Genomic DNA, 19943 nt, shown 5'->3' with positions numbered 1-19943 from the left:
CTCGGAATGGGTTCAGTGGCGATGCTGGCGGGTCACTCCGGCATCGAATTGCGCGACCACCTGTTGCCAGCCGGCGGCGGCCAGCCTGGCGTCGCTGAGTTCGTCGGGCACCGCGACCGAAGGCTGGCGGTTGAGCCAGATCGCCACGTTGCCCTGATCTTCGGCGTCCAGGCGCATCAGGAAGGAGCCGGCCACTTGCGGGGCCTGGCTCAGGCCCAGGTAGGCCTGTTCGTGCAATTGCCAGGCGTGGCCGCCACGGCTGACCGAACTGGCGTCCTGGGCGAAGGGGGCGAAGCCTTCCGCGGCCAGTTCCTCGGGCGTCGGCAGGCTCTGGTGTTCGGCGCGCAGCAGGTGGATTTCGTCGAGGGTCACCCGCAGGTCGGCATAGATCCCTTGCTCGCCGGCGCTGAGGTCGCGGCGGGCGTCCAGCTGGTGGCTGGCGACGCTGTGGGTCTCGGTGGTTTCGCCGCGCCACAGCACCACCGTGGCGGCCACGCCGAGAATCAGCGCGCACAGCAACAGCACATAGAGGGTTTCGTGGCCGGCGCCGGCGGGGCGCACGACGTGGGTGGTGGCTGGGTTCATGGGGCCTCGATATCCGCTTGGTCGATCTCGACCACGTGGCCGGGGCCTGCATCGAACAGCACGTAGAACTCGCTGGAGGGCTTCTTGAAGGTCAGGGTCGAGTCGCTGCCGAGCTTGCCCGGCACGAGGATGGTTTCGTCGTAGCCGATCACGTCCAGGGTCACGCCCGGCGCGCCGCTGCCGTCGGAAAAACCGCCGGTGCAGCGGATCTGCTCGGCGTCGATGGCCTTGCATTCGCACATCGGGTTATGGGCCAGGGCGCTGTGGCTGAAGGCGCCGGCCAGCAGCAACAGGGCCAGGGCGCCGAGGCGCCGGGGGGGTACTGCGCGGGTCATCGTGTGCCTCCTTGTTTTTCGAGCCAGGCCACGGTGGCGGGCGAGGCCTGGCTCAGGGGAATGGATGCCTGGTGCATGCTGCCGTCCCAGCCTTCCATGGTGATCCACAGCTCTGAATCGGCCTTGGTCTTTTGCGCAACGGGCAGGCTGGCGCCCATGCGGTACGGGCTGCCGAAGAAGATCACCCCGGCGGCCCGCAGGCTGCGGGGCTTGCCGATGCGCAGGTAGGTGGCCTTGACCGGTTCGATGCAGGCATCGCAGAGGGCGGCGTTGAAGCTCTTCATGTAGCCGGCGGGGCCGTCGTTGCGGGGCGCTTCGTCGCGCATCTCGGCCAGGCGCAGGCTCCAGGGCCCGACCTGGATTTCACCGATCTCCCGTTCCCCCAGGCCGCTGTCGCCGCGAAACAACGAGGCATCGGCCAGGTACTTGGGCATGAAGCCCAGGGGGATCAGCAACAGCAGGATGTTCAGGTGAAAGCGCCATTGGTGCCAAAGCCGGCTCAGGCCCGAAGCCGGGGTGGCGGTGCGGGTCTGACTCACAGGGGGCTCTCCGAGGTTTCGGCGCTCAGCGCCGGAGTGGGCGTGGGGATGGGTTTAGCGGCGGGGCGTGCACGGGCGCTCTTGGCCTCGCGCTTGAGGGCGTTGGCGGTGGCCAGGGCGGTGCGCTTGGTCCAGATCAGCAGGCCGCTGAGGACCATCATGCTCAGCACCAGGCCGAAGAAGAACCAGATCAGCTTGATCCAGATGCCGCCGAAGTCCCCGGTGTGCAGTGGGCGCATGGATTCGGTGACGAATTCCAGGGGCGTGCGGTCGGCCAGCAAGTGCGCGGAGTCCAGGGAGCCGTTGTAGGGGTTGATGTTGGCGGTCTGGTACATCAGCGGGTACCAGCCACGACCGCCCACGTACAGGTGGCTGTAGGCGTTGCCGGGCAGGCTGACGAAGCTGATGTCGAAGCCGGGGATCTTCTGGGTGGCGATGCCGATGGCCTGGTCCAGGCCGATCATCGGGGCCGGGCTGCCATCGGCGGTGGCCGGCACCTGTTCCCGGGCGATCACCGGGACGATGGTTTCGCTGGAGAGGCTGATGTGGTTGTCGGCGAGCACGGCCTGGATCAGGAACCAGGTGCCGGTGATGGAGATCACCGCAATGAACCAGATCGACCAGATGCCGCTCAGGCGATGGAAATCGCCCCAGAAGATCCGCGCGCCATGGCGCAGGCGCAGGGTGGGCTTGAGAAAGCCTTTCCAGAACTTCTTGTAGACCACCAGCCCGGTGATCAGCGAGACCAGCATCGGCAGGCCGAGGAACGACACCAGGTACCAGCCCCAGCTGTAGCCGTTGGTGAAGGGCACCAGCCACCAGCCATGCAGGGCGCGGGTGAACGCCTGGAAGTCGAACGGTGGGCTGGTGCCCTGGATGGCTCCGGTATAGGGGTTGACGTAGAGCGTTGGCGAGCGCCCGTCCGGGTAGCTGACGCTGACACTCAGGGCGAAATGGCTTTCGTCCGGGGTGACGATGGTGTCCACCCGGGTCTGCGGTTCGGCGCGCTTGATGGCCGCCACGATCTGGTCGTAGTTCAGCGCTTGCGCGTCATCGCTGGGCTTGCTGGCGCGCACGTCGGGGTTGGCCAGCCACACGATCTCCTGGCTGACCACCGCCAGGGTGCCGGTGACACAGACGATCAGCACGAAGAACCAGATGGGCAGGGCCAGCCAGCTGTGCACCAGAAACCAGATTTTTGAACGGGACTTCTTCGACATTGAATGGGCGTCTTGATTCGAGGAGTGGAGCGGCACTGGAACCTTCGGCCGGCCCTGGGGCAAAACACCCGGGGCATAGCCGTGGCCAACGCGGCCTGCTGCATCTAATTAAGACGAATGAGAATCGTGAATCCTGAAAGGCGATATGAAAGTAAATGTTACGAAGCTGGGAAAACCTCGTGAAAGCCGCTGTTTTACCGGTTTGGCCAATGCCCTTGGCCCCGTAGGAGCGGGCTTGTCCGCGAACGGGCCACGAGGGCGCCTTCGCCGGCAAGCCGGCTCCTACAGGCCTTGGGTGGCTAGAGGGTTCAGCCGGCCTGTTGCTGGAACATTTCCCGCGCCCGCCGAGCGATTTCCTCGGTACTTAGTGTTTCCTTGCGGCTGGCCAGGAACCACACATGGCCGAACGGGTCACGCAGGCTGCCGCTGCGGTCGCCGTAGAACTGGTCCTTGACCGCCGACACCTCGGTGCCGCCGGCGGCAATCGCTCGGGCGAAGCTGCGATCGACGTCTTCCACATACAGGTGCAGCCCGACCGAGGTCTTGTGGGTGTCCGGGCTGCTCATCGGGGTTTGTTCGCAGGGGCTGCCGAGCATGATGGCCGAACCGCCGATGCGCAGTTCGGCATGGCCGACGCTGCCGTCGGGCATGTCCAGGCGCATGCATTCCTCCGCACCGAAGGCCTGCTTGTAGAACTCAATGGCCTCGGCGGCGCGCTTGATGCCCAGGTAGGGCGTGACGCCGCTGAAGCCTTCGGGAATGGGTTTGACGCTCATCTGGGGTTCTCCTTGATGTTGTCTTGGGCAAACCGGTCCGTCGCCGGATCGAGCAGGTTTCACTCTATACCCGGGCATCCCCGGCACTGGTATGGACCGACGAGGTGTCGTCCAGGCAACAGCGACTCACTGTTGGCCCAACAACAGCCCTTCAGCAATTTGTCTGGCGGCCCGCTGGGCAACCCCCCGGAACGGCCGGTAAACCCTTGAATTCACAGGCCTGATCTTTCGGCACAGAAGCTGCAATGTTTGCCTGGAACCTTCATCCGCCCGAGAGCGCTGTATGCCTTCTTTGCCTGAATCCGCCTTTTATCCCCTGCACACCCCTGCCGCCCATGTGATCCGCGATGGCGCCGAAGCCCTGGCCGTGGCCCGGCAAGTGGCGGCTGTCCTGCTGGAACAGGACGCCGAGCGCGACCGCACCCGGGAAGTACCGGCGCAGGTGCTCGACCTGTATTCCAACAGCGGTCTATGGGGCATCAGCGTGCCTCGCGAATTCGGCGGCGCCGAGGTGTCCTATGCGGTGCTGGCCGAGGTGATCGCGATCATTTCCGCCGCCGACCCTTCCCTGGGGCAGATCCCGCAGAACCACTACTGCCTGCTGGAAGACATCCGCCTGCAGGGCACGCAGGAGCAGCAGGCGCACTTTTTCGCCCTGGCCCTGCAAGGCCATCGCTTTGCCAATGCGCTGTCGGAAACCGGCGGCAAGAACGTGCAGGACATCCAGGCCACTGTGCGCCGCAGCGGTGACGCTTATGTGATCAACGGCCGCAAGGGCTACTGCACCGGTTCGTTGTATGCCCACTGGCTGGCGGTGCTGGCCCTGGACGAGCAGGGCCGGGGCCAGCTGGCCTTCGTGCCCCGGGGCAGCGCGGGGCTGGCGGTGGTCGATGACTGGGACAGCATCGGCCAGCGCACCACCTCCAGCGGCACGGTGCTGGCGCAGGAGCTCCAGGTGCCGGCCTTCAATCTGTTCCCCACTTACCGCTCCTACGAAAGCCCGACCCTGGCCGGGCCCTTCGCCCAACTGACCACGGCCGCCATCGACGCCGGGATCGCCCGGGCGGCGCTGCGCGACACCCTTGCTTTCGTGCGTGAGCACGCCCGGCCGTGGATCGATTCGGGAGTGGAAAAGGCCAGTGAAGACCCGCTGACCATCATTCAGGTGGGGGCCCTGGAGATTCGCCTGGAAGCCGCCGAGGCGCTGCTGGAGCGGGCCGGCCTGGCCCTGGACGCCGCCCGCCCGGCGCCGGACGAAGACAATGTGGCCCAGGTGTCCCTGGCGGTGGCCAAGGCCAAGGTGCTGACCACCGAAATCGCCCTCGAGGCCAGCAACAAGCTGTTCGAACTGGGGGGCACCCGTTCCACCCTCAAGCGGCACAATTTCGACCGCCACTGGCGCAATGCCCGGGTCCACACGCTGCACGACCCGGTGCGCTGGAAATACCACGTGGTGGGCAACTGGTTGCTCAACGGCATCAAGCCACCGCGTCATGACTGGTCCTGAGCCATGGCCGAGCTCTTCAAGAATATCTACTGGGCCGATATCGCCCAGGCCTGCCTCGATACCCTGAGCATGCTTGGCGCGGCGCTGGGGTTTACCGTGCTGCTGGGGCTGCCGTTGGGCGTGCTGCTGTTTCTCACCGGCAAGCGCCAGTTGCACGAGGCCGTGGGCCTGTATCGGGTGTTGTCGGTGCTGGTCAACATGCTGCGTTCGTTGCCCTTCATCATCTTGCTGATCGTGCTGATTCCCCTGACCACGCTGCTGGTGGGCACCTCCCTCGGCGTGCCGGGGACCATCCCGCCGCTGGTGGTGGGCTGCACGCCGTTCTTTGCCCGGCTGGTGGAAACCGCCCTGCGGGAAGTGGACCGCGGGGTGGTGGAAGCCACCCAGGCCATGGGCGGCAGTACCTGGCAGATCATTCGCCATACCTTGTTGCCGGAAGCCCGGGGCGGCCTGCTGGCGGCGGTCACGGTGACCGCCATCGTGCTGGTGGACTACACCGCCATGGCCGGGGTGATCGGTGGCGGCGGCCTCGGCGACCTGGCGATCCGTTACGGCTACCAGCGGTTCCAGACCGATGTGATGGTGGTCACCGTGGTGCTGCTGTTGGTGCTGGTGCAGGGCCTGCAGATGACCGGCGACCGCCTGGTGGCGCACTACAGCCGACGTTGAGTCGATTGCTTTGAACCCAACCCAAAACACGGCCCCACGTGCGCCCCACGACGGCCGCCTGCCTCTGCCTTAGGAGCAAACCATGAAAAAGACCCTGGCCATATTGGCCGCCGTGCTGTCGCTGAGCGTTAACGCCAACGACAAACTGCTGGTGGGCGCGACCCCGGTGCCCCACGCCGAGATCCTCGAATTCGTCAAACCGCAACTGGCCAAGGAAGGCGTGGACCTGCAGATCAAGGTGTTCACCGACTTCATCCAGCCCAACCAGCAACTGGCGTTGAAGAACCTCGACGCCAACTACTATCAGTACCGCCCCTTCCTCGATGACTTCAACAAGACCCGGCACACCGACCTGGTGCCGGTGGTGGGTGTGCACATCGAGCCGTTCGGCGCCTATTCCACCAAGATCCACAACCTCGCCGAACTCAAGGACGGCGCCAGCGTGTCGATTCCCAACGACCCGGTGAACACCGGCCGCGCCCTGGTGCTGCTGCACGAGGCGGGGTTGATCAAGCTCAAGGACCCGAGCAACACCCTGGCCACCCAGCGCGACATCGTCGACAACCCCAAGCACCTGAAGATCCGTGAGCTGGAAGGTGCCTTGCTGGCCCGTTCGGTGAGCCAGGTGGACCTGGCGTTCGTCTTCGCCAACTACGCCCTGGAAGCCGGGATCGACACCAACAGCGCGCTGATCGTGGAGAAGGGCAAGGACCTGTACATCGAATTCCTGGTGGCGCGGCCGGACAACCTCAACGACCCGCGGATCCAGAAACTGGCCAAGGCGTTGAACTCCGACGCCGTGCGTCAATTCATCCTGACCCGCTACAAGGGCCAGATCGCCCCCGGTTTCTGACCGCCTACGGCGCGTCGGTGGGGGCGTCGGGCGCCAGCAGGCGGGCGCCCGGACCGGCTTCACCCAGCACGTCCCCCTGGTTGCGCAACGGGCAACCTTCCATGGACAGGCAGCCGCAACCAATGCACTGGTTCAGGCGTTCGCGCAGCAGGCTCAGTTGGCGGATGCGTTCGTCCAGTTCGCGGCTCCACTGTTCCGACAGGCGTTGCCAGTCCGCCGCGCTGGGCGCGCGGTCGGCGGGCAGGCTGGCCAGGGCCTGGCCAATTTCCGCCAAAGGGATGCCCAGGCGCTGGGCGACCTTGATCAGCGACACGCGACGCAGCACCGAACGCGGGTAGCGCCGTTGGTTGCCGGCGTTGCGGTTGCTCTTGATCAGGCCTTTGCTTTCATAGAAGTGCAGCGCGGTGACGGCTACGCCGCTGCGGGCCGACAGTTGGCCCACCGTCAGTTCTTTGTGCAGGGCATCAGGTTCGATCATGGATGGGTACCGGGATGAAAAACGGGCTTGACCTTGACTTAAGTAGAGGTTTTACCCTGCAGCGCATTCAATCGCAAGATGCTGTCTGACCGCCGTAGGGAGTAGTTCATGAGCGCTTTTGAGAGAAACCGCAGTTTCACCCAATTGATCGAATTCGAGATCGAACCGCACCAGCAGCAGGCCTTGGTGTCGGCCTTGGCCGAGCAGACGGAACGTCTGGCCCAGGGGCATGGCGGCTTTTTGAGTGCCAGCGTGCAGGCCAGCGACGACGGCCGCCGGGTGCTCAATTACCTGCAATGGCAATCCCGGGAAGCCGGCGAGGCGGCCTTCCAGCGCTTCGAGAGCGGCGAGCAGGATTTCTGGCAACTGATCCTGGCGCACCGGGCCAAGACCGTGACCTTCGGCTCGTTCCAGGTGCTCAGCAGCATCGCCCGCAGTCACGACAATGCCTTGCAGTGCCACTTGTTGGGCTAGATCGACAGTTGCAGGCTGCGCTCGTTGGGCGCGTCGACAGGGCGCCGCTTGTTCACCGCCAGTTCGCCGATCTTGATCAGCCGGGTGCGGGTGACGTTGCGGCTCAGGCCCAGCAGGTTGGCAGTGTGCACCTGGTTGTAGTGGCTGAAACGATAGGCCGCGCGCAGCAAGGCATCCTCGACTTGTTCGTGCAGGGCCCCGGCCTGCTCGGCGAAGAGCTTTTCAAAGGCCCGTTGCAGCAGCGCTTCGGCGGAATCGTCGTGGCTCGGGTGGCTGTCGTCGGCGCGTTCGATGCGCATGTTCGACAGGCGCAGGTCGTCGCGCTGGATCACCCCGTTGCGGCAGATCAGCAGGGTGTGGTGGATGACGTTTTCCAGCTCGCGGATGTTGCCCGGCCAGCTGTAACTCTTGAGCTTGTGCTCGGCCTCCGGGCTGATGCTGATGCTGCCGTAGCCCAGGCGCTGGCTGTAGGCCTCGATGAAGTGCCGGGTCAGCGGCAGGATGTCGCCGGGGCGTTCGCGCAGCGGGCTCAGTTCCAGGCTGACCACGTCCAGGCGGTAATACAGGTCCTCGCGAAAATGCCCGGCGTTGATGGCCTTTTCCAGTTGGACGTTGGTGGCCGCCAGCACGCGCACGTCGATGGGGATGCTTTTGCGCGAGCCCAGGCGTACCACTTCCCGTTCCTGCAGCACCCGCAGCAACTTGACCTGGATGGCCATGGGCAGGTCGCCGATTTCGTCGAGGAACAGCGTGCCGCCGTCGGCCTCTTCAAACCAGCCGGCCTTGGCGCTGAGGGCGCCGGTAAAGGCGCCTTTTTCATGGCCGAACAGTTCCGCTTCCACCAGCGATTCGGAGAAGGCGCCGCAGTTCACCGCGACGAACGGCCGGTTGCGTCGGGCACTGAGGTTGTGGATATGGCGCGCCACCAGCTCCTTGCCGGTCCCGGTTTCACCGATGATCAGCACGCTGGCTTCACTCGGTGCCACCTGTTGCAGGTGCGCCAGCAGGGCCTGGGATTTCGGGTCCTCGAACACCTGGGCGGTGGCGCGGATCGAGGTCGCCAGGGCGGGCGAAGGCGGTAGGGTCAGAAGCTGCATCGGCACTCTCCGTGAACAGTAAGGCTAGGAGTAGAAGGTCGGGGTTGGCAGGGACTGGTTCAGCGCCCAGTCGCCCAGCTCGTGAAGCTTGTAGTCCAGCGGGTCGTGCAGGGTCTGGGTGCGCAGGTTGCGCCAGTGCCGGTCCAGGCCCAGAGAGGCGTGGGTCGAGCGCGCGCCGGTCACTTCGAACAGCCGGCTGCACAGCTCCAGGCCCTGGCGGCTGGCGGCGACCTTGGCGGTGGCGATGGCCGTGGCCAGGTGCCCGCGTTCCTCGGCGCTGAGGGCCGGGCCCTTGGCCCAGGCCTGGTCCAGCAGCGCGGCGGCTCGTTCCACCAGCAGGCGGATGCCTTCCAGGGCCACCCAGAACTCGCCGTAGTGGCTGAGTATGTAAGGGTCCTGGCGCACGTCCTGGGCGCTGGATTTGTGCCAGACCCGGGTTTCGCCCAGGGTGTATTGCCGGGCTTCCTCGAAGGCGCCTTCAGCGATGCCGAGGAACATGTGGGTGAAGGTCAGCTGGGCGATCAGTGGGCGCAGGCAGGCGAACGGTGTGCTCAAGGGACCTGGGTCCAGCAGCAGTTCCGACTCTTCAACCCTGACCCGTTCGAAGGTTGCGCTGCCGCTGTCGGTCTGGCGCTGGCCGATGTTGTTCCAGTCGTTGTGCAGGGTGATGCCGCTGCGGCCGCTGGGGATCGCGGCGATCAGCAACTTGCCGCCGTTGTTTTCGTCCACCGCCGAGGCGATGAGCATTTCCGAGTCGCTGGCGCCGGAGCAGAAGGACTTCTTGCCGGAAAACTCGCGCCAACCGCCGAGGTTCCGGACCACGGTGCGGGTGTCCAGCGGGTTCAGGGCGTTGCCCCAGAACCAGTTCTTGCGTGCGGTCTGTTCGAACCAGGGCTGCCACTGCTCGGGCTTGGCGAACAGGCGCACGGTGGCCAGCATCAGGTGGTGGAAGCCGAAGACGTGGGCGATGGAGCTGTCGACCCGGGCGAACTCGCGGACGATGTTCAGGGTGTCGCTCCAGGGCGCGCCGAGGCCGCCGAACTGGCTGGGAATGCTCAGCGCCAGCAGGCCGCTGTGGCGCAGGGCATCGCGCTCGGCCTTGGGGGTGCCGCCGCGCTCGTCGCGTTCGACGGCGCTCAGGGCAAACTCGGCGGCCAGCTGGCGGGCGGTCTGCAGGGGGGACAACAGGGCGCTTTGCGGTTTGGCAGTCACGCGGTGTTCCTCGTGGGGGGCCGTTTGCGGCGGCCCGGAAAAGGGGGCACCTGTCGCGGGAACTGGCTTACCAGCGAGGCGGGCCGCAACGGCGCGTTCGTCGGCAAGCCGGCTCCTGCAACAGCTTGGGGAGTTTCAGGAGCGGTTGGGCAGCACGTCGTTGGCGATCATTTCGCCGAACGGCCCGGTGAGGTTGGTGACGCCACGGCCAGCCAGGCTGGCATAGGGTTCCGGCAGCAGCGGGAACACCAGCTCGGCGAAACGATAGGCTTCTTCCAGGTGCGGATAGCCGGAGAAAATGAAGCTCTCGATCCCCAGCTCGGCGTACTCCTTGATGCGCTCGGCCACTTGCTGCGGGTTGCCCACCAGGGCGGTGCCGGCGCCGCCACGCACCAGGCCGACGCCGGCCCAGAGGTTGGGCGCGATCTGCAACTGGTCTCGGCGCCCGCCGTGCAGCGCGGCCATGCGCCGCTGGCCTTCGGAGTCGAAGCGCGCGAAGGATTGCTGGGCCGCGGCGATGGTCTCGTCGCTGATGTGTTCGATCAGCTTGTCCGCGGCGTTCCAGGCTTCTTCCTCGGTCTCGCGCACGATCACGTGCAGGCGGATGCCGAACTTCACCGTGCGGCCCTTGCGCGCTGCGCGTTCACGCACGTCGGCGAGCTTTTGCGCCACGGCCGCTGGCGGTTCGCCCCAGGTCAGGTAGACGTCCACCTGGTCCGCCGCCAGTTCATGGGCAGCCTCGGAGGAGCCGCCGAAGTACAGCGGCGGGTAGGGTTTCTGCACCGGTGGGTAGAGCGCCTTGGCGTTCTGTACGTGCAGGTGCTTGCCTTCGAAATCCACGGCTTCACCTTGCAGCACCCGGCGCCAGATCTGCAGGAATTCGTCGGTGACTTCGTAGCGTTCGCTGTGGCTGAGGAAGCTGCCGTCGCCACGGTTTTCGTCCGGGTCGCCGCCGGTCACCACGTTGATCAGCAGGCGCCCGTTGGACAGCCGGTCCAGGGTGGCGGCCATGCGCGCCGAGACGGTGGGGGAGATGATTCCTGGACGGATCGCCACCAGGTAGCGCAGGCGTTCGGTCAGGGGCACCAGGGCCGAGGCGATGACCCAGGAGTCCTCGCAGGAGCGCCCGGTGGGAATCAGCACGCCATGGTAGCCCAGGCTGTCCGCGGCCTGGGCCACTTGCTTGAGGTAGTTGAGGGTGACCGGGCGCGCGCCCTGGGCGGTGCCGAGGAAGTGGCCATCGCCGTGGGTCGGAAGAAACCAGAACACATCCATGACAGTTCCTCAGGCGATTTTCAGCAGGTGGGTCGGTTGCGCGCCAAACAGCGGTGCGGCCCGTTCGGCGGCCAGTTGGATACGCGCCCTGAGCAGGTCGCTGGTGATCTGGTAGTCGCTGAAGTCGGCTTCGGTGGCGTACACGCCGATTGGCAGGGTCAGGGCCTGGAAGAAGCTGAACAGCGGGCGTAGCTGGTGATCCAGGACCAGGGCATGGCGCTCGCTGCCGCCGGTGGCGGCCAGCAGCACCGGGGTGTCGATCAGTGCATTGAGGTCGAACAGGTGCTTGAGCAGGCCGGGGTAGGAGCCGCGATACACCGGGGCGGCGACGATCAGCAGGTCGGCGTTCTCGATGGCCTGCAGCTCGGCCTCGACTTCGGCCGGCAGTTCCTGGCGGGACAGGGCGGCGCCGACGGGGCGGGCGATATCCCCCAGTTCGATCAGGTGGCTGTTGAAGGACAGGTGCCCGGACAGTTCAGCCAGCAGGGCCTGGGTCAGTACCAGGGTGCGGGAGGGGCGCCAGGTTCCACCGGAGAGGGCTACGACGTTCAAGGGGCGAGACATGATCAGTTCCTTTTTAAACAGTGGCTCAGTGAGCAGTGGCTGGTGCCTGGTCGGGGAGCAAGAGCTGTACCAAGCGTCTTGAACCCTTGTGCCACGGGGCCTGGCGCTGATCCGAGGGGCGCCGGGTGCTGTTGCTCACCCACTGTTTTGTTGATCGGCTGTTGCCTGGCCAACAGTTGCTCTGGCAACAGTTGAGCGGCGGGATGGGACTGTTATAAAGGCTTGTTGTTATTCCTCAAAAGAGCTTGTTTCCATATTTATAGGTCGTTATGGAATATGAAAGGCGCCTTGCCTCGTGGTTGTCGAATAATCGATAGCCACTATCGAGCTGGGTGATTTTTGCCGCTGATGGCGCGCGAGTAGCCTGTGTCCATCGTTCGCAACCCGCCCCAGGTGTTCGCCATGAAGGCTTTCTCTGCTGTCTTGCTGTTGTTGCTTTCCAGTGTGCTGGCCGGCTGTGCCAGCCCCGGCGCACCGGAACTGCGACCGTACACCGCGCAGGAAAGCCGGGAGCTGGCGATGGAAGCGTTGAACCGCCGTGGCCTGTCGTTCGACGAATACCAGCAGAAAAAGGCTGAGTTGCTCGGCCAGCCGGCGACCTTCGACAGCCAGGGTGAAATGAGCGCGCAGCGCAATATCAGTCGCCATCAACCTGCGGGTTGATTGAAACTGTACCGGTCCAAGTTTTCAGCAACTGTCCGTGGGTTTCAGCCAGAGGCTGGGTTAGGGTCGAAGCCTGATCGACCTGCCTGCGGACCTTGCCCCCATGAGCCTTTCCCCCGACCTGCTGTTGGCTTTCGCCCTGTTTGCCCTGGTCACGTCCATTACCCCCGGCCCCAACAACACCATGCTGCTGGCATCGGGGGTGAACTTCGGTTTCAACCGTTCGATTCCCCATATCCTTGGCATCAGCTGCGGTTTCTTTGTGCTGGTGCTGGCGGTCGGCCTGGGCCTGGGGGCGGTGTTCGAGGCCTATCCGCTGTTGTACAGCGTGCTGCGCTACGTCGGCGCGGCGTACCTGTTGTACCTGGCCTGGAAGATTGCCCGCTCCGGGCCGCTGTCCGATGAATCGCAGCACCATGGCCGACCGCTGGGCTATTGGGGCGCCGCGGCGTTCCAGTGGGTCAACCCCAAGGCCTGGGTCATGGCGGTGGGCGCCATCAGTACCTACACCCCGTTGCAGGGCTATTTCACCAATGTGCTGGTGATTGCCGCGGTGTTCGCGCTGATCAATGCGCCGACGGTGAGTCTCTGGGCCGCGTGCGGCAGCCTGCTGCGCAATGTGTTGCGCAACCCGCGCTGGTTGCGTCTGTTCAATCTGCTGATGGCCGCCTTGCTGGTGCTTTCCCTGGCGCCGCTGTTGTTCGAAAAGATGGGTTGAACGGCGCTTCATGGCCGTGCCCCGAGCCTGTAAGCTGCGATGCAGGAGCGTTCCTACGCACTTTTAAACGAAGATGTTTTTCTTTAACTGCATCCGATCGGGTATTGCTCAAGGCCAGCAGTTGCCGCGCCGCCTATGTATGGCGCGTTGCTGCGTTGCCTGTTCGCTAGCTCATGCCGATCCTGGAACAAGCTCTGCGGGTTTTCAGTCATGAACAAGCGTCCTCTTTATTTCGACTACGCCGCCACCACGCCGGTGGATGAGCGGGTCATCCAGGTGATGCTGGAGTGTTTGGGTTTCGATGCCCATTTTGGTAATCCGGCGTCCAGCTCTCATGCCTTCGGCCAGGAAGCGCGTGGCTACGTAGAAGGCGCCCGACGGCAAGTGGCGCAGTTGGTTGGCGCGCTGCCCGAGCAGATTGTCTGGACCTCGGGCGCCACCGAATCCAACAACCTGGCCCTCAAGGGCGTGATGCAGGCCCGGGCTGTGGGCGGCGGGCACATCATCACCAGCCAGATCGAACACAAGGCGGTGCTCGATACCGCCCGGCACCTGCAAGCGGCCGGGGTGGCAGTGACCTACCTGGCGCCGGATGCCGATGGCCTGATCAGCGCGCGGGCGGTCCGCGAAGCCCTGCGCGAGGACACCTTTCTGGTGTCGTTGATGCTGGTGAACAACGAACTGGGCACCCTCAACGATATTCCGGCGATCGCTCAAGCGGTGCGTGAACACGGTGCCCTGCTGCACGTGGATGCCGCCCAGGGCGTGGGCAAGGTGGCCATCGATCTGGCGCAGTGGCCGGTGGACCTGATGTCTTTTTCTGCCCACAAGCTGTATGGCCCCAAGGGCATTGGCGCGCTCTATGTAGGGCCGCGGGCGCAGCAGCGCTTGCAGGCGCAGATTCACGGCGGCGGCCATGAGCGTGGGTTGCGTTCCGGGACCCTGGCCACCCACCAGATCGCCGCCATGGGCGCGGCCTTTGCCCTGGCCGGCGAGCTGTTCGAGGCTGAAACCGCGACCATCGCCCGCCTGCGCGCGCGGCTGTTGGAGCAACTGGCGGGCATTACCGGCCTGCGCTTGAATGGCAGTGTTACCCAGCGCATTCCCCACACCCTGAGCCTGACCTTCACCGAGGGTGGTTTCGATGGCGCGGCGCTTGGCGCGGCGCTGGCGTTTTCTGCAACCTCGGCCTGCAACTCGGCGAGCAATGCGCCTTCCCATGTCTTGCTGGCGCTGGGGCATGATGCCGGGCTGGCCGCCCGCACCATCCGCCTGAGCCTCGGGCGCTTCACCCGCGAAGAGGACGTGGACCGCGCGGCTCAGCTGATCAAGGCGTCGACCGCCACGGCCCCCGCATTCTGGGCCACAACACAACCTTGAGGGTCGAGTGATTTCGATCTTCCATAACAATGATTAAGCCGGTTAAGGAGACACAATGAGTACCCAGCCTTCGACCCATGGAGTGGTCCCCCAGCGTTTGGCGCATGTCCGTCAATTGATGAGCCGCGAAGGCATTCATGCCTTGCTGGTGCCTTCGGCCGACCCGCACCTGTCCGAGTACCTGCCGGGCTACTGGCAGGGCCGCCAATGGCTGTCGGGGTTCCATGGTTCGGTGGGCACCCTGATCGTGACCGCGGATTTTGCCGGCGTCTGGGCTGATAGCCGTTATTGGGAGCAGGCCACCAAGGAGCTCAAGGGCAGCGGTATCGAACTGGTGAAGTTGCAACCGGGCCAGCCAGGGCCGCTGGACTGGTTGGCCGAGCAGACCCCGCAAGGCGCGGTGGTGGCGGTGGATGGCGCGGTCATGGCACTGGCCTCGGCCCGTACCCTGGGCGGCAAGCTGCAAGAGCGTGGGGCCAGCCTGCGTACCGATATCGACCTGCTCCAGCAAGCCTGGAGCGATCGTCCATCGCTGCCGGATCAGCCGGTCTATCAGCACCTGCCACCCCAGGCGACCCTGAGCCGGGTAGAGAAGCTCGCCACGCTGCGTGAAACCCTCAAGGAGCGCAGCGCGGACTGGCATTTCATCGCCACCCTCGACGACATTGCCTGGCTGTTCAACCTGCGCGGCGCCGACGTGTCCTTCAACCCGGTGTTTGTCTCCTTTGCCCTGATCAGCCAGCAGCAAGCCACCTTGTTCGTGGCCTTGAGCAAGGTCGATGAGGCATTGCGGGCGCAACTGGAAGTGGACGGTATCAGCCTGCGCGACTACTCGCAGGTGACCGCAGCCCTGCGAGCCGTGCCGGAAGGCGCATCGCTGCTGATCGACCCGGCGCGCGTGACCGCCGGCTTGCTGGAGCATCTGAACCCCGCGGTGAACCTGCTGGAGGGGCTCAACCCCACCACCCTGGCCAAGTCGCGCAAGAGCCTGGCGGACGCCGAGCACATTCGCCAGGCGATGGAACAGGACGGCGCGGCGCTTTGCGAATTCTTTGCCTGGCTGGACAGCGCCCTGGGCCGTGAGCGCATCACCGAACTGACCATCGATGAGCACCTGACGGCTGCGCGTGAGCGGCGTCCGGGGTATGTGTCGCTGAGCTTCAATACCATCGCTGCGTTCAACGCCAATGGCGCCATGCCCCATTACCACGCCACGCCTGAAGAGCATGCGGTGATCGAAGGTGATGGCCTGCTGCTGATCGATTCCGGCGGCCAGTACCTGGGAGGCACCACCGATATCACGCGCATGGTGCCGGTGGGTACGCCGAGTGCCGAGCAGAAACGCGATTGCACTCGGGTGCTCAAGGGCGTCATTGCCTTGTCCCGGGCGCAGTTTCCGCGGGGCATTCTGTCGCCATTGCTGGATGCCATCGCGCGGGCGCCGATCTGGGCCGAAGGCGTGGATTATGGTCACGGCACCGGGCACGGCGTCGGCTATTTCCTCAACGTTCACGAAGGCCCGCAAGTGATCGCCTACCAGGCCGCGGCGGCGCCACAAACGGCGATGCAGCCGGGGATGATTACCTCGATTGAACCTGGGACCTACCGTCCTGGCCGCTGGGGTGTGCGGATCGAGAACCTGGCGCTGAACCGTGAGGCGGGCAAGACCGAGTTCGGCGAGTTTCTGAATTTCGAAACCCTGACCCTGTGCCCGATCGATAGCCGCTGCCTGGAGCCGTCCTTGCTCACCGAGGAGGAGCGCGAGTGGTTCAACGGCTATCACGCCGAGGTGCGTGAGCGTCTCAGCCCGCTGCTCGAGGGCGAGGCCCTGGCGTGGCTGCAGGTTCGCACCGCAGCGATCTGAGGAATGGCGTCACCCGCGCAAGGCGGGTGACGTTGCTTGATCCCCTGGCCAGGCGGCTTGCTGCCAGGGGCGTTGCCGGTTATTGCGCGCTCAAGGCTTCGCGAACGAAGTCGAGGCGGTCCTGACCGAAAAACAACTCGTCTCCCACGAACAGGCTGGGGGCGCCGAATACGCCCTTTTGCAAGGCCTGTTCAGTCTTGTTCTTGAGCGCGGTCTTGACCTCTTCGTCATTGCTCAGGTCGAGGATCTGCTGCGGATCGAAGCCTCCCTGCTCCAAGACCTGGGTGATGGTGGCCGGGTCGTTGAGGTTGCGTTTGTCGACCCAGAGCGCGCGGAACAGGCAGTCGAGAAACTCGACGAAACGTTCCGGCAGGCGCAACTGCACCCCGGTGGTGGCGCGCATCAGCAGCAGGGTGTTGATGGGAAAGTGCGGATTGAAATTGAGCTCGACCTGATAGCGCCGGGCAAAGCGCGCCAGGTCCTGGAGCATGTAGCGGCCCTTGGCGGGAACGCTGATGGGGGAGGCGTTGCCGGTGCTCTTGAACACCCCACCCAGAAGCATGGGTTGGTACACCAGTTGGCTGTTGGTTTGAGCGCAGATTTTCGGCAATTGGGTGTAGGCCAGGTACGAGGTCGGGCTGCCCAGGTCGAAGAAGAATTCCACCTTTTTGCTCATGATTCAGATTCCTTGCTTGTTGTTATGGCTGGGGGTGGGCTTACCAGCGTTCGTTCCACGGACGCAGGTCCAGCTCGAAGGTCCAGGCGTCCCGCGGCTGGCTGTGCAGGTACCAGTAGTTTTCGGCGATGTGCTCAGGATTGAGGATGCCGTCCTGATCCTTGAGGGCGTATTTCTCGGGAAAGCTGGTGCGGATGAAATCGGTGTCGATGGCGCCGTCGACGATGATGTGGGCGACATGGATGTTCAGTGGCCCCAACTCCCGGGCCATGCTCTGGGCCAGGGCACGAATGCCGTGCTTGGCTCCGGCGAAGGCGGCGAAACCGGCGGCGCCACGGACCCCGGCAGTGGCGCCGGTGAACAGGATGGTGCCGCGTTGGCGGGTTGCCATGCGCCTGGCTACCTCGCGGGCATTGAGAAAGCCCGAGAAGCAGGCCATTTCCCAGATCTTGAAATACTTGCGTGCGGTTTCTTCAAGAATGCTGCAGGGCACGTTGGCGCCGATGTTGAAGACGAACGCTTCGATCGGGCCGACCTGGCTTTCGATCTGCTCGATCAGGGCGATCACTTCCTCTTCTTTGCGTGCGTCGCAGGCAAAACCGTGGGCCTGGCCGCCGTCCTGCTGGATGGCATCCACCAGGGGTTGCAGCTTGTCCGCGCTGCGACGGGTCACGCAGGCGATATAACCTTCGGCGGCGAAACGCTTGGCAATGGCGCCGCCGGTAGCGTCGCCGGCACCGACCACCAGTACGACTTTGTTGTTCGAGGTTGCAGTCATGGGAGGTTCGCTCTTTGGTAAACGATCGTTAACTAAACGAACGTTATGCTATGATTTTTCCATCGTCAAGAGCGTTTGGGAGCCCACCAGGGAATGCGTTATTCAGCCAGTCATAAGCAGGAAACCCGTGAGCGCTTGTTGCAAAGCAGCGCGGCACAGGCCAAGAACGAAGGTTTTTCCACCGTGGGGGTGGATGCCTTGATGAAGGCTATTGGCTTGAGTGGCGGGGCGTTCTATAGCCACTTCACGTCCAAGGACGAGTTGTTCAGCTCGATTGTCGAGCGCGAATTGAGCCAGAGCCTGGAGCGCCTGGGCGGGGAGGGGCAGCACAGTCAGGAAAAATTGCGGCGTTGCCTGAAGCAGTACCTGAGCGTGGCGCACGTGCAGCAGCCAGGCGCAGGCTGTGCGCTGCCGGCGTTGGGGGCGGAGATTTCCCGGGGGAGCCTCGAGGTGCGCCAGGAGGCGGAGGACTGGATCTGTCGTTTGCAGCAGGCCTGGGCGCAAACCCTGGGCAGCGAGAGCCTGGCCTGGTCAATTCTGTCGCAGTGTGTCGGGGCGCTGGTGGTGGCGCGCATGCTGGTGAACCCGAGCATTCAGCATCAGGTTCTGGCGGCCAGCCATGAACAGATCATCGGGCAGTTGGAGCAACTGCCTGAAAGTTGACCCGCGCTATTTGCAGATGACGATCATGCTGCGACTGGTGTAGCCGGCAGGATTCAGACCGAAGGGGTAGTCTCCCGGATCTTCCACGGCATCACCGGATTTGGCGACGACCTTGTAGCCTTTGGGGCCGCAGGACTCGGTCGCCTTGGTGTAGCACTTTTCCCAGGATGAAGATAAACCCGAGCAGTTGATGTGGAGTCCTTTCTTGCCCCGTTTGACTTCGGTTTTCGCGGTCGCCGCGCAGCCTGCAATGGCAAGTACGGCCAACAGTATCAAAAATCGTTTCATCCCCGTCCTTATCGCTAGCCCCGGATCTAACGTCCGGGTGTGACTGCATTACCTGTCGTCTTTTGCGTGTGCGATATCCCTGTCCGGCAACTCCCTGGGCGACGTTGAGTAGCCGGCTAAACATGGCCTAATTGAGCGCTAATTACCAGAGTTGAATCTCAATCAACTGCAACCAACGGTTTGGACTCGCGGCGCATGGTCATGGTTGCGCCTACTGAGGCCAGGATAATGCAGGCGATTGCCATCCATTGGGACAGGGACAGGTATTCGTGCAGGAACAGCAGGCCGGAAAGGGCGCCGAAAGCAGGCTCGATACTCATCAAGGTGCCGAAGGTACGGGCCGGCATGCGGGTCAGGGCAACCATCTCCAGGCTATAGGGGAGGGCTGTCGACAATACAGCGACGCCCAGGGCGACCGGGATCAGGGATGGCGTAAGCAGCGCTGCACCAGCGTGCACGATGCCGATGGGGGCAACGAACAGCGCTGCGATCATGACCCCCAGTGCGGCGGTCTGAATCCCGTTCTCGGCGCCGGCCTTCTGCCCGAACAGTATGTACAGCGCCCAGCACACTCCGGCGCCCAGTGCGTAGCCTGCACCTACCAGGTCAATGGCTGTTTCCGTGGCTCCGGTGGGAATAAGCAACAGCAGGCCGACGATGGCCAGTGCGATCCACAGGAAGTCTATGGCCTTGCGCGATGCATAGATGGCCACTGCCAGTGGCCCGGTGAATTCGAGGGCAACGGCGATGCCCAGAGGGACGCTTCTGAGGGACATATAAAAGAGGAAGTTCATGCCGCCCAAGGCCATTCCGTAGACGATCACGGTGCGCAGGGTATTGGTGGTGAACTTGGCGCGCCATGGCCTTAATAGAAGCAGCATGATGATGCTGGCAAAAATCAGTCGAAGGGTTGTGGTGCCCTGTGCTCCAACGACAGGGAACATGCTCTTGGCCAGCGAGGCTCCTGATTGAATCGAGGCCATGGCAATAAGCAGCAGCCCTACCGGAAACAAGGTCGAGGCAAGGCTGCGTGGTTGGTCGTTCATGCAGAGGGTCATCCAGAATTTTTGGGGGAGTGGATCCTGGAGCATGATGCTCAACTAATAGCGGATGAGCAATATAGTGCACATAGTCTTTTTCGCGCTTCTATATACAAGCCCGTGGAGGGTGGTTTTGCGTTGGATCATAGAAAATTCAAATTAAGGGTTGACGGCAGATTCTACAGGCCTATAATTCGCCCCACTTCCGGCGCAGTCGAAACGGAAAGCTCCTTGAGATTCAATGAGTTACACGATTTTCGACAGCGGTTACGCTTCAGTTCATCGAAGC

Annotated in this window: 23 protein-coding genes; 9 read left to right on the top strand and 14 right to left on the bottom strand. The window is 63.9% G+C overall.

Going from position 1 to position 19943, the window contains the following annotated elements:
• Positions 1-12: 12 nt before the first annotated feature.
• The 5 genes from LXM55_RS08440 to LXM55_RS08420 form a co-directional block, all read right to left on the bottom strand.
• Positions 13-585, bottom strand: coding sequence for a DUF6162 family protein (locus tag LXM55_RS08440; protein WP_233319980.1), 573 nt, complete (start codon positions 583-585; stop codon positions 13-15).
• Positions 582-920: a hypothetical protein gene (locus LXM55_RS08435; RefSeq protein ID WP_060844243.1), complete on the bottom strand. Its 339-nt coding sequence runs from the start codon at positions 918-920 to the stop codon at positions 582-584. The genes LXM55_RS08440 and LXM55_RS08435 overlap by 4 nt, the downstream gene beginning before the upstream one ends.
• The gene (locus LXM55_RS08430) at positions 917-1459 is read right to left on the bottom strand and encodes a thiamine pyrophosphate-binding protein (protein WP_233319979.1); all 543 of its coding nucleotides are present in this window, start codon (positions 1457-1459) and stop codon (positions 917-919) included. The genes LXM55_RS08435 and LXM55_RS08430 overlap by 4 nt, the downstream gene beginning before the upstream one ends.
• Positions 1456-2679 (bottom strand): PepSY-associated TM helix domain-containing protein, encoded by a 1224-nt coding sequence (locus LXM55_RS08425; protein ID WP_233319978.1) that lies wholly within the window; start codon positions 2677-2679, stop codon positions 1456-1458. The genes LXM55_RS08430 and LXM55_RS08425 overlap by 4 nt, the downstream gene beginning before the upstream one ends.
• A gap of 308 nt (positions 2680-2987) precedes the next feature.
• Positions 2988-3455: a VOC family protein gene (locus LXM55_RS08420; RefSeq protein ID WP_233319977.1), complete on the bottom strand. Its 468-nt coding sequence runs from the start codon at positions 3453-3455 to the stop codon at positions 2988-2990.
• A 283-nt stretch (positions 3456-3738) separates the two neighbouring features.
• Between LXM55_RS08420 and LXM55_RS08415 the strand changes: the two genes are divergently transcribed.
• The 3 genes from LXM55_RS08415 (at position 3739) to LXM55_RS08405 (ending at position 6484) form a co-directional block, all read left to right on the top strand.
• Entirely contained in the window at positions 3739-4962 is a 1224-nt protein-coding gene (locus LXM55_RS08415) for an SfnB family sulfur acquisition oxidoreductase (protein ID WP_233319976.1), read from the top strand.
• A gap of 3 nt (positions 4963-4965) precedes the next feature.
• Positions 4966-5631: a methionine ABC transporter permease gene (locus LXM55_RS08410; RefSeq protein WP_233319975.1), complete on the top strand. Its 666-nt coding sequence runs from the start codon at positions 4966-4968 to the stop codon at positions 5629-5631.
• Between the two features lie 82 nt (positions 5632-5713).
• The gene (locus tag LXM55_RS08405) at positions 5714-6484 is read left to right on the top strand and encodes a MetQ/NlpA family ABC transporter substrate-binding protein (protein ID WP_233319974.1); all 771 of its coding nucleotides are present in this window, start codon (positions 5714-5716) and stop codon (positions 6482-6484) included.
• Between the two features lie 4 nt (positions 6485-6488).
• Here the strand turns inward: LXM55_RS08405 and soxR are convergent, their stop codons facing one another.
• Positions 6489-6962 carry a redox-sensitive transcriptional activator SoxR gene (gene soxR / locus LXM55_RS08400; protein WP_110724826.1) on the bottom strand — a complete coding sequence of 158 codons (474 nt, stop codon included), beginning with the start codon at positions 6960-6962 and terminating at the stop codon, positions 6489-6491.
• Between the two features lie 108 nt (positions 6963-7070).
• Here soxR and LXM55_RS08395 point away from each other — a divergent pair, with 108 nt between their 5' ends.
• Positions 7071-7436, top strand: coding sequence for an antibiotic biosynthesis monooxygenase (locus LXM55_RS08395; RefSeq protein ID WP_233319973.1), 366 nt, complete (start codon positions 7071-7073; stop codon positions 7434-7436).
• Here LXM55_RS08395 and LXM55_RS08390 read toward each other — a convergent pair.
• From LXM55_RS08390 to msuE, 4 genes are all read right to left on the bottom strand, one after another.
• Positions 7433-8533, bottom strand: a complete 1101-nt coding sequence (locus LXM55_RS08390; protein WP_233319972.1) for a sigma-54 interaction domain-containing protein — start codon at positions 8531-8533, stop codon at positions 7433-7435. The two genes, LXM55_RS08395 and LXM55_RS08390, sit on opposite strands and share 4 nt — an antisense overlap.
• Before the next feature lie 24 nt (positions 8534-8557).
• Entirely contained in the window at positions 8558-9745 is a 1188-nt protein-coding gene (locus LXM55_RS08385; protein ID WP_233319971.1) for an acyl-CoA dehydrogenase family protein, read from the bottom strand.
• A gap of 135 nt (positions 9746-9880) precedes the next feature.
• Positions 9881-11020: an FMNH2-dependent alkanesulfonate monooxygenase gene (ssuD, locus tag LXM55_RS08380; RefSeq protein ID WP_233319970.1), complete on the bottom strand. Its 1140-nt coding sequence runs from the start codon at positions 11018-11020 to the stop codon at positions 9881-9883.
• Positions 11021-11029: 9 nt separating this feature from the next.
• Positions 11030-11584 (bottom strand): FMN reductase, encoded by a 555-nt coding sequence (msuE, locus tag LXM55_RS08375; protein ID WP_233319969.1) that lies wholly within the window; start codon positions 11582-11584, stop codon positions 11030-11032.
• A 402-nt stretch (positions 11585-11986) separates the two neighbouring features.
• Here msuE and LXM55_RS08370 point away from each other — a divergent pair, with 402 nt between their 5' ends.
• The 4 genes from LXM55_RS08370 (at position 11987) to LXM55_RS08355 (ending at position 16209) form a co-directional block, all read left to right on the top strand.
• Positions 11987-12247 (top strand): hypothetical protein, encoded by a 261-nt coding sequence (locus LXM55_RS08370; protein ID WP_233320500.1) that lies wholly within the window; start codon positions 11987-11989, stop codon positions 12245-12247.
• A gap of 103 nt (positions 12248-12350) precedes the next feature.
• Entirely contained in the window at positions 12351-12965 is a 615-nt protein-coding gene (locus tag LXM55_RS08365; RefSeq protein WP_233319968.1) for a LysE family translocator, read from the top strand.
• Between the two features lie 210 nt (positions 12966-13175).
• On the top strand, positions 13176-14345 hold the full coding sequence (locus LXM55_RS08360; protein WP_233319967.1) for a cysteine desulfurase family protein: 1170 nt from the start codon (positions 13176-13178) through the stop codon (positions 14343-14345).
• 55 nt (positions 14346-14400) lie between these two features.
• Positions 14401-16209, top strand: coding sequence for an aminopeptidase P family protein (locus LXM55_RS08355; protein WP_233319966.1), 1809 nt, complete (start codon positions 14401-14403; stop codon positions 16207-16209).
• Positions 16210-16288: 79 nt separating this feature from the next.
• Here the strand turns inward: LXM55_RS08355 and LXM55_RS08350 are convergent, their stop codons facing one another.
• On the bottom strand, positions 16289-16885 hold the full coding sequence (locus LXM55_RS08350; RefSeq protein WP_233319965.1) for a 2-hydroxychromene-2-carboxylate isomerase: 597 nt from the start codon (positions 16883-16885) through the stop codon (positions 16289-16291).
• A gap of 40 nt (positions 16886-16925) precedes the next feature.
• Positions 16926-17663: an SDR family oxidoreductase gene (locus tag LXM55_RS08345; protein WP_233319964.1), complete on the bottom strand. Its 738-nt coding sequence runs from the start codon at positions 17661-17663 to the stop codon at positions 16926-16928.
• A 93-nt stretch (positions 17664-17756) separates the two neighbouring features.
• Here LXM55_RS08345 and LXM55_RS08340 point away from each other — a divergent pair, with 93 nt between their 5' ends.
• Positions 17757-18326, top strand: coding sequence for a TetR/AcrR family transcriptional regulator (locus LXM55_RS08340; protein WP_233319963.1), 570 nt, complete (start codon positions 17757-17759; stop codon positions 18324-18326).
• Between the two features lie 6 nt (positions 18327-18332).
• Here LXM55_RS08340 and LXM55_RS08335 read toward each other — a convergent pair whose 3' ends face one another.
• Positions 18333-18614 (bottom strand): hypothetical protein, encoded by a 282-nt coding sequence (locus tag LXM55_RS08335; protein WP_233319962.1) that lies wholly within the window; start codon positions 18612-18614, stop codon positions 18333-18335.
• A gap of 158 nt (positions 18615-18772) precedes the next feature.
• Positions 18773-19660: a threonine/homoserine exporter RhtA gene (gene rhtA / locus LXM55_RS08330; protein ID WP_233319961.1), complete on the bottom strand. Its 888-nt coding sequence runs from the start codon at positions 19658-19660 to the stop codon at positions 18773-18775.
• Between the last annotated feature and the right edge of the window lie 283 nt (positions 19661-19943).

The sequence above is a fragment of the Pseudomonas sp. Au-Pse12 genome (genome assembly GCF_021341665.1).
Lineage (GTDB): Bacteria > Pseudomonadota > Gammaproteobacteria > Pseudomonadales > Pseudomonadaceae > Aquipseudomonas.
Note: the sequence above shows the minus strand (reverse complement) of the source record. Positions and strands in the feature narration are given on the sequence as shown.